Raw genomic sequence first — 14451 nt, 5'->3', positions numbered from 1 at the left:
TCACATAATAGGTGCTTAAATTTATTAAAAAGATAAATCTGATTACTGAAGTTTTATTTGGTGTTCGACTCGACCACCATAGTCATTGACATTCATAAAACTCATATCTTGAAGATTGCCATTCTTAAGCTGAACAGACTCTTCAGAAAAAGGTTTAATCATTAAACCTTGAGGTAATAAATCAACTTTTTTATCACCTGCCTTTTGGTAAACAGAAGTCATCGTGATATGAAAAGGAGTTGGGTTTTTTACCGTTAAGTTTTGACCAGATTTAACCCATTGAAGCTTATCAGCTGCTAAATTCGCATCGTCTTTAATCGAAGCTGGTCGATAAAAGAATTTAATACGTGAGCGAATTGCTAATTGCAGGAAATTATCAGGCGTCGTATTTTCAGTTTTTGAAGTTGGTCTTGGAGGAATATCCAAAACGTTTAACCACAAAACTGTTTCTTGCTTCTGATTTAGCTGAGAAGCTGTTGGCAGAGCAGTAATACGAAGGGTCTGACTTTTTGTAGCCTCAACACGAGAAATAGGTGGAGCAATCATAAAAGGTACTTTTGATTGGTCCGGAGTGCTTTTTGAGTCGCCTTCATCAAGCCATGCTTGAACAAGTGCTGGTTTTGAACCGTTATTACTAACTTGTAGTGTAACTTCGCGAGCATCCGAAGGATAAATCACACGAGTGCCATGAATTACAATTTCTGCTTGAGTAGCAGGTGCAACAACTGCTGAAGCAAATGCCAAACCTAACAAAAAATTATAACTGTTCAATTTCATTTCAGAATTCTCAACCAACAAAGATTCGGGAAAGCGTCACAAAAAGAGGGTTTCCATGTAAACATAGAAACCCTCTCATCCATCAATTATTGATAGATAATTGTGTATTGAACAGAAGTGTTTACTTTACCAGCAGTAGAAGCGCCAGTTGCATAGTATTCAGCATAGTAGTTAAGGTCTGCGCTACCAGCTGCAGCTACGTCAACCCATTGAGAGTTAGCTTGAGCACCGTTTGCACCAGCAGCAAGAACTGGGATGAAGTTGTTGTTGCTACCTAAAAGTTGAACGTTAACGTTTTTAGCACCAGTAGCGTCTTTGTTAAGTAAACGACCAGTATTAAAGTCAACGTTAGCACCTGGTTCGAAGTAAGTAGCTACTTTACCTTCAGAACAGTTAGCTAATTTAATTTGGAAAGGAGTACGACCAGCAACATCCCCAGCAACAGCTAAAGTTTGCTTAGAAACAGTTGGAAGAGTAACTGTGAAGTCTTTACCAGCTGGAGTAACGATGTCACAAGTTTTGTCTGTAACTAAACCATTAATTGTAATTGTACCATCAGCAGCTTGAGCATTCGCAATCCCTACAACCGAAAGAGCAGCGATCAAAGCAAGTTTTTTCATAGTGTTTTCTCAAAAGTCTGGATAAAAGTTTATTTCCTTACTTTTCCAGTGTTTGACATCTTGAAAAGTAATGCGGCGATATTAACACTTCTTAAACAAAATGCAAACTAGATCACATTATTTTTTCATAATAAAAATTAAATCACACTAAAAATAAATACTTAAAGACTACCTTTTACAGGCTATATAGCTGTTTATAAATAATTTTTGTTTTTTCGAAAAAAGAAGAGATACAGAAATAAGCAAGTTACATAAGAACACTATGTAAATAAGAAAGAATTGAACAAATTATGTGAAAAATAAGCTTAAATTCTTACAATACAATTATATAGAATAATTTATGCATATGTATATAGAAAAAACATACAAATAGTCATTTTTTATGAAAAAAGAGCGACTCATCATTTAATTCATCAAAATGTGCGATGAAGTCGACAAATCACTCTTAAATCATACTTATTGTAGGAGTAGCCTCAAAAGCTACGCCTTATTAAGTTAGTGATAGTTGATAACCACCACTTTGCGATTAGAACCTATACTTTCAATGCTAGTGTCCATTTTCTCAGTATGTTGAGCTAAGTTAGAAAGACTATTTTTATTTAAATATTCACTATCAAGTTTAATATTTAAATTGTTTACCTCAACACATTCTATCTCGCTATGCTGTGTTGAGCATGTATCTTCAACAATATTTCCTCTTATCATTATTGTGTTATTTGCATAACAAAATAATGTGGAAGTGGAAAGCACCATCAGAATAAGAAGTTTAAAAATATTATTTTTCATTTTATATACCTATTTATAAAATAGTTTATATATATTTGATACAATATTTTTAATTCAAAAACAATCATTAAGTTTAAATCAAGAAAAATTATTAATTTTCATGTGATATAAATCACATTAACCATTTTAAATAATGTAATAGTTAGAATTCTTAAATTATATTAATCCATGTAATTATTTAAAAATAAAATCATTAATTTAAATTATTGATATTTATGTAATTTTTAAAATTAAAGATTAACAAAAAAAACAGATAATTATAAAATCACCCAATAATATACGATTAAATATTTAATAAATATGTAATTTATTAATTTGATTCTATTATTTATATTTCAAAATTACTACAGAGAAATGAGATACCAATTTTATTTAAAATGTGACTAATTTAACTTTATCAGAAATAAATTAAAAATTAATTACACCTTATTTATTAAAAATTATTACGCACCGCAAACATATTGAAACCCATCACACTTTTTTAATATATTGAGGCGTAAAATATATTTTTCTAACTACAATTTAAATATGTACGATTTTTTAAGGCTGAACAATATTAATTAGAGATATGAGTTAGAGAAAAGCGTAGCAGTGTTTAAACGCGACATCTTTAAAAATTATTTAAAAGAAGTGCGCTATTTGAGATAAAAGCATAATGAATATTCATCTAGCTTTAGAGTTAAAGAAGTTTAGTCGTAGGTTTGTTTGCAGACAGACAACATTTAGTTAAGTTCTATAAGTACTATCCAAATAAAAAATACTCACTTTAACAACGTCGTCATCAAGCTTATTTCGGCCATCTACTAAAGCTTCAAGCTGCATTTCAGCGAGTACTAAGATAGCTGATCGTATATTTTTGCATTTTGGAAGTTATGTTTGCCTGAAATAATTGTTGATAAAACAACACTAGCATTGAAAAATGATGAAATATAAACATTTCCAATCCTGCTATTTTTGCGTAAACAATTGAAAATAAATAATAAATTAAATTGGCATAAAAGCTGCTCAATGCAAGTGATGAAAGTGGAATTATCCTAAGGAATCCGTATGTCACTTGTAGTAGATAAAAAAGAAAATTCTAAAGAATTTGTAAAAAACATCCTGTCTGAAATTTGGGTCACTCGATGTCCAGTACCTACAGCAACAGGTATTTCATTAAAACGCGGTACTTTAGTTAAAAAGTTTGAAAAGCACGGCATTGATGTTGCCGTCTTGCAAGATGCGCGTAAAGGTTTATCGGTTCATCATTTTGATCACCAATTGCCAGCTTTGTTCCGAGAAGGTGGAAATGTACCTGCATTAGCTGCACGCTCTGAAGGCGCGCCAAGCCGACTCATTGGATTGACTTGGATTGATGAGTGGCAAGTCATTATTGTGCGACCTGATTCAGATATTAGCCAGCCAGAGCATTTAAAAAATGCGAAAGTTGCTTTACCAGAATACGCTGACAAACGTGCTGGCAGTATTTTTAGAGCCATGTCATTGCAAGGTATTCGTGGTGCTTTACAACTTGCCAATCTCACTTTCCGTGATGTGAATTTTATTGAAGTACCTGAGCGTGCTGGATCTAAAGAAAATCGTGATGCGAGTACATATTGGTCAGGCCTAGATGCATTAATTACAGGTGAAGTTGATGCTGTGTATGTAAAAGGAGCATCTGCTGTTGAAGCTGCAACTAAACGTGGCCTAAAAGTTGGAATTGATTTAGATAAATTTGAAGATGTGACTTCTCGTGTTAATAACGGCACACCTCGCCCAATTACCGTCCATGAAGATCTATTAGAAGATCACTTTGATGTGGTAGTCGATTTTCTTGAAGAGTTATTCGATACCGCAGATTGGGCACAAGATCACTTAGATGAGGTCTTGGTCATTCTAGAAGATGAAACGATTGCAGGGGCAGAAAGTGTTGCGACAGCCTATCGAAATAATTTTCATAAGTCTTTACATCCGTCATTAAGTGAAGAGCGTTTAGAGCTTTTAAAACAACAAAAAGATTTTCTTTGGTTGCATGGCTTCTTAGAGCGCGACGTCGATATTGAAACATGGGTAGATCATCGTCCCTTACTCGAAGTTTTAAAACGTCGTCAAAATAAAAAATTTTAAAGAGGATTTGATCATGACAACACTTATTCAAACGCCATTGTCTCGTGAACTCAATGACTTTATCGAATTGAACCGTGAAAAAGCTGAATTTGCTTTTGAAGTATTCCGTGAAACAAGAACAATTACTGCAAACGGAACAGTTAATTTTGTTGAACGTGGACCTGAAAATACCTTAGCCACTTTTAACTATGCAGGGCCGTGGTCTAAAGATAAAAAAAGCAAAGTATTGGTGGAGACAATTGATGGTGAAGTTCTACTGGGAAGAAAAAGTGCAGGTGGCCGCTATAACAAGCTTTTTAAAGAGCATGCAGATGTCACCACAATATCTCATGTACACGCGCCGAATTTAGGTGCTTGGGCTCAGACCCATCGTACTTTACCGATCCGTTATGTGCCTGTTCAGCGCTTTCATTTGTTTAAAGAGTTGCCGATTTACATTGATCGCCGTCAAGCTGAAGTGGATTTTATTTTAGATCAGCTCAAAGTTGATATTGAACATCGGGCCATCTTGGAGGCCAATGGCGGAGCGACTGTATGGGGACGCCAAGGACTACAGGAAACTGCTGAATTTATTTTATTGCTTGAAGAAGGAGCTCAAATTCAGCTGCTCGCTGAATTAGTCGGTGGCAGCCGAGAATACGGGCAAGGGGTTTTACATCAGCAATGGAAAATGAGCGGATTGACTGAAAAAGCAAAATCGCTGGGCTTACTTCCCCTGAATTAGATAAAGATTTAAAAAATAAAGATCGAGAATACTATGGCTGTAAAACTTTTATGGTATCTCACTTCTCCAGATGGACCATATCCTTGGTTGGAATCTGGGCGGTGGGATACCGATTATGAACACTTGCAACAGATTGCGATTACCGCAGATCGACTTGGTTTTTACGGTTCACTCATGGGTACAAGTGAGTATGAAACACTTGCTGTTGCTGCAAGTTTAATTCCATTTACTGAACGTTTAAAGTTTCTGGTTGCTCAACATCCCGGAGAAGTTCAGCCAGCAGTTTTGGCAAAATATGCGCAAACTTTTGATGCATTTTCTAAAGGGCGTTTGTTATTTAATGTCGTTAATGGAAATGATAAGGGTCTGGCAGCTTTAGGCATTCACTATACTCATGATGAACGTTATGACTTTAGTAAAGAATACTGGAATGCATTTCAACAAAACTACTTAGGTGATACCTCTGGATTTGAGGGCGAGTTTATTAAAATTGCTCCACGATTAGAGGGCGGATCTCCAATGTCCAAATGGCGTGGTCCAACTCAAAAACAAGGTGTTCCTTTGTGGGGAGCAGGAACTTCTGCCAAAGGCGTTCAGCATTCTGTTGAATTGCTAGATGTATATTTAAGTTTTGCGAATACACCGCCGTTACTTGGAGAAAAGTTTAGCAAGGTTACGGCTGAGGCAGCAAAAATTGGCCGAACTTTAGAATTTGGGACTCGATTACAAATTATTGTTCGGGAAACAGAAGAAGAGGCTTGGCAATATGCTCAGTCGTTACTTGACAAAATTGATGTAAATTATGCAATCGAAGCTGTTAAACGACAGCTTCCTCCAAATGAAAGTTTTGAGAGTTATCAAAGTAACAACCCATCTATTCAAAAAAACTTAGAACAATTACGGCGAGGTGTTTTGCCTCAAGCTAAAGATTTTGAAATTTATCCTAATGTTTGGACTGGCCCATCTTTATTTGGTTTCGATATTTTAAACCCAGCCGCAGGAACTGCCTTAGTGGGTAGTGCTGAAAATATTGCCAAACGGATTAAAGAATACGAAAGCTATGGTGTATCAGCCTTTATCTTGTCTGGTTTCCCTTTGATTGGAGAAGCTTATCGGGTAGCAGACTTATTATTTCCATTATTAGAGCTAGATCATGGTTTTGAGTTACCTAAGCTAAATAGAAATTCATCCATTGATTCCCTCTTGAATCAAGAAGTCGTGGTTTAAGGGAGAAGGTATGAATAAAATTACACGTAGGGAACTCATTAAACAGACTGGATTAGGTGTTGGTGCTTTTGCTGCCATTAGCCTTATAGGATGTTCTAAACCCGACTCTTCATCGTCTGAAAGCGCTACTGCTGCTCCCCCCCAAAATGATACGCCGAAAAAAGGTGGTGTGATCAAAATTGGAGTGATTAATGGTAACCAAGCAGGCAATTTAGATGCACATAAACCTATTGGTATGTCCAGTGCGTTTAGAGGCTGGCCTTTATATGCAAAGTTATGGGAATGGGGCAGAGATATTCAGCCAAAACTTGCCCTTGCTGAATTTGCTGAGCCCAATAATGACGGAACCAAATGGACCATTCGCTTAAAAAAAGGACTCGAATTTCACCACGGTAAAACCATTACAGCCGATGATGTTATTTTCTCTTTACGGCGCTTAACCGACCCCAAACTTGCCTCACCATTTGCAGCTTATCTTTATTCTTTACAAAGAGATGCAATTAAAAAACGCGATGTATACACCGTTGAAATTCCTTTTTCTCAAGGAAAGGGATTGGTTGCTTTACCAGAAGCATGGATGAGCTGGGGTGGCATTGTTCCTACAGATTATGACCCAGTTAAAAATGTAGTCGGCGCTGGTCCCTTTAAGCTGGAAAGTTTTACACCCGGTCAGCGTTCACGTTTTGTACGTTTTGAAAATTATTGGAAAGAAAATCAACCTTATGCTGATGCAATAGAAATTATAGATTTTAAGGATCAGACAGGGCGTCTTGCTGCTTTGCAATCAGGTCAAATTGATATTGCCTCTGGGGTAAGTGCTGAGCATATTGCTTTAATTCAATCTAATAAACGGCTAAATCTAGTTTCATCGGAAACCGATGCTTGGCAATCATTTGATATGAATACGTCTAAAGCACCGTTCAATGATCCTCGGGTACGACAAGCTTTTAGATTGATTGCTAATAGAGATGATTTAGTTAAACGGGCTTTAGCTGGGCAAGGACGAGTTGCAAATGACCTTTATTCTTTTAGCGATCCTGTATATGACCACAGTATTGCTCAGCGCAAGCAAGATTTAAATAAAGCAAAATCGCTACTCAAAGAAGCTGGTTTTAATAACAGTTTAACAGTCGATTTATATACAGGCCCAGATAGCAATGCCGCATTAGTTTTTGCTCAACATGCTGCTCAGGCTGGTGTCATTGTTAATGTTAAACAGGTTGAAGCTGCTACTTTTGCGGATGCTTTAAAACAAGATTGGGCATTTAGTACAGGCTCGAATGTTTCGCGTCCTTTCTTATTAACAGTCTTGCAAATTGATGGACCGGGTGCGGCAAATAATAAAACTCGTTTTAAAAATGAGCGTTTTACCGAACTAGTGCATGCAGCATTGCAACAACCCGATTTGGAAAAACGAAAAGTTCTTGTACATGAAGCACAGCATATTCAACATGAGCAAAGTGGTTTACTCATTTGGGGCTTTAATAATGTCCTGGATGCACATTCGAACCAAATTGGTGGTGTAACGCCCGATCGCACAGGCTTTGCTGCGTGGCGTACAGATGAATTCTGGCGTAGAGGGTAACCAATATGACAATTCAATCCAGCAAAATAGAAGCATCCATTCAACAACCAGCAATTGCCAAGTCATTTGAGTTTCCTGCATGGTTACCTTGGTTTTTGACACGTTTAGTGTCAGGGGTATTGGTTGTATTTGTTATTAGTCTCATTGTTTTTATTGCGACACAAGCACTTCCATCTGACCCGGCTCGTGTCATTTTAGGACCAGAAGCACCTGAAGCAACGGTACAAATACTTCGTGAACAATTGGGATTAAATGATCCGATATTGCTTCAATACTGGCATTGGTTGAGTCAATTATTACAAGGTAATTTTGGACGCTCGATTGATTCCAATGTGCCTGTTTTAGAAATTATTCAGAATTATTTTGGTAATACAGTTGCACTCACGAGTCTCGTGATTGTTGTTACTGTACCGCTTTCAGTCGTGTTAGGTGTGTGGCTCTCGCTTCATCGCGATAGCAAACTCGACCGTATTATTGTCTCTAGCTCTATTGTGTTTAAAGCGGTGCCAGGGTTTGTTATTGCAATTTGGTTAATGATGTTTTTCTCAACATCGGTTTTACACATATTGCCAGCCGCATCGTTGCTGATTCCTAATGAGTCGCCTTATAGCCAACTAGAGTTTTTAATTTTACCAATTTTAACTTTAGCTTTATCACTCATTCCATATCTGATGCGTTTAGTACGTGGTTCCATGATTGATGCTCTAGAGTCGGAATATGTAACCTCTGCGCGACTGCGAGGTATTCCTGAGCGCCGGATTATTTGGAAACATGTTTTACCAAATGCATTGGTTCCTGTGGTGCAGGGTACAGCATTGACCATACGAGTTTTGCTGAGTGGTGCTCTCATTATTGAGGTGGTTTTCAGTTACCCCGGTATTGGTAATGCACTTAATGCAGCAATCGAAATGAGGGATATCCCGACTATTCAAGCAATCGTTTTATTGCTCACCATTTGTGTGGTGGTTGTTAATTTAATTGCAGATTTAATCACGACTTTACTCACACCAAAAATACGAACTGCAAAAAGACATAAAGCACGTTCGCCAGGCCGACGTCAGGCATTACGTTTATGGAAATCTGGCCGACCAATTACTGTAAAACCTGTCGATCGTCGCAATGCTTTAAAGAATATTCAGCAAGGAGGTGGGAAATGAGCTCACTTCATTGGTACCAAAGAAACTTTTTTCAAACACTAATTCGTGAAAGACAAGTACGTTTTGGATTTGTAGTCACAGCCCTAGTTTTGATTTTCGCACTGGTTGGACCGTTATTTGTTGCATTTGAACCTACGGCATTGGTCGGCATGACTTATGGACCACCTGAAGGAAAATCATTTTTAGGTTATGACTATATTGGGCATGATGTTTGGTCACGTGTACTTGCTGGCGGTGCTTCAATTATCTGGATGACGCTGGCTGCCAGTTTGGTCGCATTAATTATTGGTTCTAGTTTAGGCATATTCGCTGCTTTTGCCCGAAATAAGATTGATCAGTTCGTAACTTGGCTGACTGATGTTTTTATGGCCTTTCCTGATCTTATTTTGGTCTTACTTATTGTTTCGATGTTAGGTCGACAGCCTTGGCTCATTGTTTTAACGGTTTCAATTGCTTTTATTCCTGGAGTCATACGTCTTGCGCGAAGCGTTGCACTTAATTTAGTGGAACAGGAATATATCGAAGCCGCCCGAATTCTTGGTTATTCAAAAACTTATATTTTATTTCGTGAAATTTTACCCAATATGTTGACGCCTTTACTCATTCATCTTGGTGTGATGCTGACATGGGCAGTGGGTATGTTATCTGGTTTGGCTTTTCTGGGTTATGGCGTGGCACCTCCAGCAGCAGACTGGGGACTCATGATTAATGAGAACCGTGCGGGTTTATTGGTTCAACCGTGGGCTGTGTTTGCTCCTGTCATTTTAATTGCTTTGTTTGCGCTCGGAACGAATGTATTGGCTGAGGGTGTTGGACGTGCAGCAGCTCGGATTGAGGAAAAATAAGCATGGCAAATACATTTAAAAATACAGTATTGACCGTAACAGACTTAACCGTGGCATTGGTAAACACTGGCAATCACATCGTTTCTAATATTTCATTTAGCTTACGAGAAGGTGAAGTTCTAGGGTTGGTCGGAGAGAGTGGTTCGGGTAAAACGACATTATCGAGCGCCTTATTGGGCTATGCACGACATGGTGCCAAGATTATTCAAGGGACTATTGAACTGGATGATGAAGATATTCTCAGTTTAGATGATCATGCTTTACGTCAGGTTCGTGGCTATAAAATTAGTCATGTCGCTCAAGATCCTGGAACGGCACTCAACCCAGCATTAAGTATTGGTCAACATTTATTTGAATTATTAGAAGTCCATCAAGCACAGTTATCGAGCGCTGAAAAATACCAAAAAGTAGCTAAAATTTTAGATGAAGTGGGGTTACCTCATGATGAGCTATTTCTCAAGCGTTATCCCCATCAACTTTCAGGTGGACAGCAACAACGAATTTTATTGGCCTTGGCATTCTTGCTACAGCCACGTTTGATTGTTTTAGATGAGCCAACCACCGCCTTAGATGTGACGACGCAGACATTGGTGTTGAACATCATTCGTAAATTATGCCGTGAATATAATGTTGCTGCTATTTATGTATCGCATGATTTAACGGTTGTAAAAGACATTGCAGATCGGGTGATTGTTTTATATTCAGGGCGAATTGCTGAAGATGCGGTATTAACACAACTATTTGAAACCCCTAAGCATCCTTATACGCAAGGTTTACTTAATGCCATTCCCGATGTGGCCATTCGTAAATATTTATCTCCCATTGAAGGACATGCACCTTCACCAACTGAACGTCCAGCGGGGTGTGCTTTTGCAGTACGTTGTACTTTCGCCACAGATATATGCCGTCAAAAACAACCTGAATTAACTCAATTAAAAGATGAGTTTGACCCGCATTTTGTTGCTTGTCACCATTCGGATCATGTTGGCGTGATTACTTTTAAAGAGATTAATCATCAGGTTATTGAACGAGAAACCGATCGAGAAGCACTGCTAAAAGTTGAACATATTAATGCATGGTATGGGCAGCAACAGGCTCTTTTTGATATCTCATTTCAACTCAAAAAAGGCGAATGTTTAGCATTGGTTGGTGAGTCGGGTTCGGGTAAGACTACTTTATCACGTGTGATTGCTGGCCTGAATGAAAATGCAGATGGACAAATTACCTTAGCAGATAAAGTATTGTCATTGCGTGGACAACAGCGTCATTTACAGCAGCGACATAAACTGCAATATATCTTTCAAAACCCTTATAAAGCCTTAAATCCAGCGCATACGATTGGTCAGACATTAATTAAGGTCGTGCAGCATTTCTTTGGAGCATCTCGACAAGAAGCCATAGAAAAAGTCACACAGGTACTTAAACAAGTCTCTCTGCCTATACAAGTTCAAGAACTCTATCCTAGAGATCTATCAGGTGGAGAGCGACAACGTGTGGCTATCGCGCGAGCTTTGCTGTGCCAACCTGATGTTTTGATTTGTGATGAGATTACCTCTGCTTTGGATGTTTCAGTTCAGGCATCTATTTTAAAACTGTTACAAGATCTTCAGCAGCAAGGTGTGACCTTACTATTTGTGACCCATAACCTAGGGGTTGTTCGTGCAATCGCAGATCGGGTCGCCGTATTAAAAAATGGACATATTGTTGAATATGGTGAAACAGACCAAGTGCTTAGTCATCCTCAACATATATATACCAAAACTTTGCTTACCCATGCGCCAAGCTTGTTTAAAAACAACGTACTTGAAGTTAGCGCATAAAAAAGAACAGATTTTTCGGAGTTAAAAATGAACGATATTAACCAACACAGTTTTTTAGAATTAGGTAGCGTAAGACATATTCAAAGCGAGCAAGAAGCACTTGATATTGCAAAAGAGGTGGCAGATCAACTGAATCAATTTGCTCGAGATCCAAGTTATAACAAGACAGTACCGTATGATCAGGCGCGTTTAATTTCAGAAGCTGGTTTAACCGCGATAATTGTGCCTAAGCAATTTGGGGGCTTAGGTGCCAATATTTCAACATTGGTCAATGTGGTAAAAATTATTTCATCTGCCGATGGTGGTGTAGGGCAGTTATTACAAATTCACTTCACTATGTTCCGAGGAATTTTGACTGGCTATGACGATGAAATCCGTGATCAATTACTTGCCGATGTATTAAGTGGAAAACGTTTGGGCAATGCACTTGCAGAAGTGGGAGGCAAAGATAAATTTCAGCATAAAACACGCGTAGAACGAAATGCGGAAGGACAATTAATTCTAAACGGCAGTAAGTTTTATTCTACGGGCTCTTTACTCGCAGAATGGATTTCTTTATTCGCGGGTAGTGATGATGGACCAGTCTCAATTTTAATTCATCGAGATACACAGGGAGTAGAGTTGCTCGATGACTGGGATGCGATGGGACAAAATAATAGTGTCAGTGGCACTGTTAATTTTAAAGATGTAATTGTTGATGAACGTTATGTTGCTAAGCGAAATACGGGTGGTTTAGGCACTGTTTTACGTACGGGACTTACTTGGCCTCAGATTTTACACGCTGCAATGGACACAGGAATTGCGAAGGGCGCATTACAAGGCGGGATTGATTATTTACAACATCATGCTCGACCTTGGGTGGAAAGTGGCGTCGATTCACCTACACATGAACCTCATATTATTAAACAAATTGGTGAGTTTGCTGTTTTGGTCCGTTCGGCTGAAGCATTGTTAGATCGTTCAGCACAGATTTTTGAACAGCATTTGGCAAATGTAGAAGATGAAGACTTACAAACTGAACTGATTTTATCGGTTGCTGCTACACGAAGTCAGTCTGATCATGCATCTTTAAAAATTTCGAGTGAAATTTTTGGATTACTCGGCGCAAGTTCAACTTTATCGAAATGGAATCTAGACCGTTTCTGGCGTAACGCACGAACGCACACCACGCATGATCCAATTCGTTGGAGGCTATATCATGTTGGAAATTATTATTTAAATAATATTCCGCCAGGAGAATACAACTCAGTACTCCTGAAGAAACAGGCAGAAAATGTGACTAAATTTAGTAAATAACCCGAGTTCGAAAGTAAATATGATACTCGGAAACGTCATCTGCAACCTGCATGGTTTAAACAAGAGACTGTTTCTACGAGAGGTTTTAATAAATCCAAGAAAAGAACAGGTTTTGCAGGTGACAATGCCTTTGGTTACTTTGGGCGAAACCAAAGTAACTCCAGCTGAAAGCTAATCCTAAAATTGGATAAAACTCGATAAGACTCCGTTAAAATAATTGTTTTTAAAGAGATTAACATTACCGATGCTAACTACTACGATAGTTTACGGTTACTTGAATTTGGATGCTAAAAATAAAAAGGTTGTCATCAAGACAACCTTTTTTATTTTGAAGTATTAAGCCACTTGAGCTTGAATAGAAATATCTTGTGCAAGCCATTCACGAACATTAATTTGTGCAGGAATAAAGTTCCAGCGATAGAGAAAATCACTCAAGTCTTGTAAAGCAATAATAGAGATTTCATCAAAGTTAGTGTTCAGTTTCAGATGTGCATCTGCACCGTATGCCGCATGAACCCATTGCTCACTACTATTACATTCTTTTGCCAAATAACGATGGGTTTCATCGGCATGTGCATGGGCCCATTGTTCTGCTTGTAAAACAGCATCGACAATTGATTGGGCTTGCTCTGGATATTGTGTTAGAAAATCTTCATCAACAGTCAGCGTTCTTGGTGTTCCATTATTGGAACGTAGAATAGGGTCTGGATGTGAGCCAATATCAATAATGGTATGCAGGGCGAAATCATGGGCAATTTGCGCAGCATGTGCACCTTTTAGAAAAATGGCATCGACATCACCTTTAATTAATGCCACGATCTCCGCACTTGCATTAATTTTGTTGCGATTGCCATAAAAACTAGAATCATTTTCTTCAGGCTGTTGTTGTTGGGCGGCTAAAATGTCTGCTCGTAAACAATCAACCAACTCAAGATCACTTACCTTCAAATTTACGGTTTTTAATGAATTTTCTAAACCACGAATCGCCTGTGCACGTGAGAAATCAATAATTGCATCTTGATTCAGTGGAATACCAAAACGTTTGCCTTTTAAGTCTGCAACAGTTTTGATGTTTGAATCATAGCGTGTTAACAACAATTGAACTTCATCAGCCCAAGATAAGCCAATCACTTTGGTTTTTTGACCCGATGCATATGCCCAAATGGCTGGAATACTCCCGCCATGTCGAACTGAGTTGGCAAGTGTGTGGTTAAAATGAGAGTTACGAATATCTTTGGAGTTTGATTCTCGAATTGATTTTATTTCAATCTGTTGCTCATTAAACTTTTCTTTGAGCCAACCTTTTTGAATTGAAATGCCTAGACCAGTTGGTACAGGGCAGCGTGTATACCAAAGTGTGTTTAATGGTTGAGTTTGAAGTGTTGTCATCATGACATCCTTTTGTGGTTTTCATGCTTTAAAGCAAAATTGATGCCATTCATTAATCTATTGATATTTATTAATTATTTTTAATATCTTTTTTTGTGATGTTGATATATCAAATTTTG

At 38.1% G+C, this 14451-nt stretch carries 12 protein-coding genes; 8 read left to right on the top strand and 4 right to left on the bottom strand.

Translation table 11 applies throughout. From position 1 onward, the window contains the following. Window positions 1-42: 42 nt before the first annotated feature. From AOLE_RS09830 to AOLE_RS09820, 3 genes are all read right to left on the bottom strand, one after another. Window positions 43-777: a fimbrial biogenesis chaperone gene (locus AOLE_RS09830; RefSeq protein WP_004792379.1), complete on the bottom strand. Its 735-nt coding sequence runs from the start codon at window positions 775-777 to the stop codon at window positions 43-45. A gap of 86 nt (window positions 778-863) precedes the next feature. Further along, complete coding sequence (locus AOLE_RS09825; RefSeq protein WP_000731817.1) at window positions 864-1397, bottom strand: fimbrial protein; 534 nt, start codon at window positions 1395-1397, stop codon at window positions 864-866. Window positions 1398-1892: 495 nt separating this feature from the next. After that, entirely contained in the window at window positions 1893-2183 is a 291-nt protein-coding gene (locus AOLE_RS09820; protein ID WP_013197917.1) for a hypothetical protein, read from the bottom strand. Window positions 2184-3230: 1047 nt separating this feature from the next. On the opposite strand from AOLE_RS09820, the gene AOLE_RS09815 reads away from it, so the two are divergent. Genes AOLE_RS09815 through AOLE_RS09780 form a run of 8 tightly spaced genes read left to right on the top strand, consistent with a single transcriptional unit; the run spans window position 3231 to window position 12943 of the window. Then, window positions 3231-4289 carry an ABC transporter substrate-binding protein gene (locus AOLE_RS09815; protein WP_013197915.1) on the top strand — a complete coding sequence of 353 codons (1059 nt, stop codon included), beginning with the start codon at window positions 3231-3233 and terminating at the stop codon, window positions 4287-4289. A gap of 13 nt (window positions 4290-4302) precedes the next feature. After that, on the top strand, window positions 4303-5013 hold the full coding sequence (locus AOLE_RS09810; RefSeq protein ID WP_013197914.1) for a class II aldolase/adducin family protein: 711 nt from the start codon (window positions 4303-4305) through the stop codon (window positions 5011-5013). A gap of 33 nt (window positions 5014-5046) precedes the next feature. Further along, a complete protein-coding gene (locus tag AOLE_RS09805) occupies window positions 5047-6240 on the top strand; it encodes an LLM class flavin-dependent oxidoreductase (RefSeq protein WP_013197913.1) in 1194 nt (397 codons plus the stop codon). A 10-nt stretch (window positions 6241-6250) separates the two neighbouring features. Next, the gene (locus tag AOLE_RS09800; protein WP_013197912.1) at window positions 6251-7825 is read left to right on the top strand and encodes an ABC transporter substrate-binding protein; all 1575 of its coding nucleotides are present in this window, start codon (window positions 6251-6253) and stop codon (window positions 7823-7825) included. 5 nt (window positions 7826-7830) lie between these two features. Further along, window positions 7831-8982, top strand: coding sequence for an ABC transporter permease (locus AOLE_RS09795; RefSeq protein WP_013197911.1), 1152 nt, complete (start codon window positions 7831-7833; stop codon window positions 8980-8982). Next, the gene (locus AOLE_RS09790) at window positions 8979-9827 is read left to right on the top strand and encodes an ABC transporter permease (protein WP_013197910.1); all 849 of its coding nucleotides are present in this window, start codon (window positions 8979-8981) and stop codon (window positions 9825-9827) included. The genes AOLE_RS09795 and AOLE_RS09790 overlap by 4 nt, the downstream gene beginning before the upstream one ends. A 2-nt stretch (window positions 9828-9829) precedes the next feature. Then, the gene (locus AOLE_RS09785; RefSeq protein WP_013197909.1) at window positions 9830-11647 is read left to right on the top strand and encodes a dipeptide ABC transporter ATP-binding protein; all 1818 of its coding nucleotides are present in this window, start codon (window positions 9830-9832) and stop codon (window positions 11645-11647) included. 27 nt (window positions 11648-11674) lie between these two features. Then, a complete protein-coding gene (locus tag AOLE_RS09780) occupies window positions 11675-12943 on the top strand; it encodes an acyl-CoA dehydrogenase family protein (RefSeq protein WP_013197908.1) in 1269 nt (422 codons plus the stop codon). Window positions 12944-13279: 336 nt separating this feature from the next. Here AOLE_RS09780 and AOLE_RS09775 read toward each other — a convergent pair whose 3' ends face one another. After that, window positions 13280-14332 carry an ABC transporter substrate-binding protein gene (locus tag AOLE_RS09775; RefSeq protein WP_013197907.1) on the bottom strand — a complete coding sequence of 351 codons (1053 nt, stop codon included), beginning with the start codon at window positions 14330-14332 and terminating at the stop codon, window positions 13280-13282. Window positions 14333-14451 lie beyond the last annotated feature (119 nt).

The organism is Acinetobacter oleivorans DR1, assembly GCF_000196795.1.
Lineage (GTDB): Bacteria > Pseudomonadota > Gammaproteobacteria > Pseudomonadales > Moraxellaceae > Acinetobacter > Acinetobacter oleivorans.
The sequence above is the reverse complement of the archived record's forward strand: the minus strand, read 5'-3'. Positions and strand labels throughout refer to the sequence as shown.

Coding starts and splice junctions, on each gene's coding strand:
- AOLE_RS09830 (WP_004792379.1), bottom strand. CDS start 777: ATGAAATTGAACAGTTATAATTTTTTGTTAGGTTTGGCATTTGCTTCA.
- AOLE_RS09825 (WP_000731817.1), bottom strand. CDS start 1,397: ATGAAAAAACTTGCTTTGATCGCTGCTCTTTCGGTTGTAGGGATTGCG.
- AOLE_RS09820 (WP_013197917.1), bottom strand. CDS start 2,183: ATGAAAAATAATATTTTTAAACTTCTTATTCTGATGGTGCTTTCCACT.
- AOLE_RS09815 (WP_013197915.1), top strand. CDS start 3,231: ATGTCACTTGTAGTAGATAAAAAAGAAAATTCTAAAGAATTTGTAAAA.
- AOLE_RS09810 (WP_013197914.1), top strand. CDS start 4,303: ATGACAACACTTATTCAAACGCCATTGTCTCGTGAACTCAATGACTTT.
- AOLE_RS09805 (WP_013197913.1), top strand. CDS start 5,047: ATGGCTGTAAAACTTTTATGGTATCTCACTTCTCCAGATGGACCATAT.
- AOLE_RS09800 (WP_013197912.1), top strand. CDS start 6,251: ATGAATAAAATTACACGTAGGGAACTCATTAAACAGACTGGATTAGGT.
- AOLE_RS09795 (WP_013197911.1), top strand. CDS start 7,831: ATGACAATTCAATCCAGCAAAATAGAAGCATCCATTCAACAACCAGCA.
- AOLE_RS09790 (WP_013197910.1), top strand. CDS start 8,979: ATGAGCTCACTTCATTGGTACCAAAGAAACTTTTTTCAAACACTAATT.
- AOLE_RS09785 (WP_013197909.1), top strand. CDS start 9,830: ATGGCAAATACATTTAAAAATACAGTATTGACCGTAACAGACTTAACC.
- AOLE_RS09780 (WP_013197908.1), top strand. CDS start 11,675: ATGAACGATATTAACCAACACAGTTTTTTAGAATTAGGTAGCGTAAGA.
- AOLE_RS09775 (WP_013197907.1), bottom strand. CDS start 14,332: ATGACAACACTTCAAACTCAACCATTAAACACACTTTGGTATACACGC.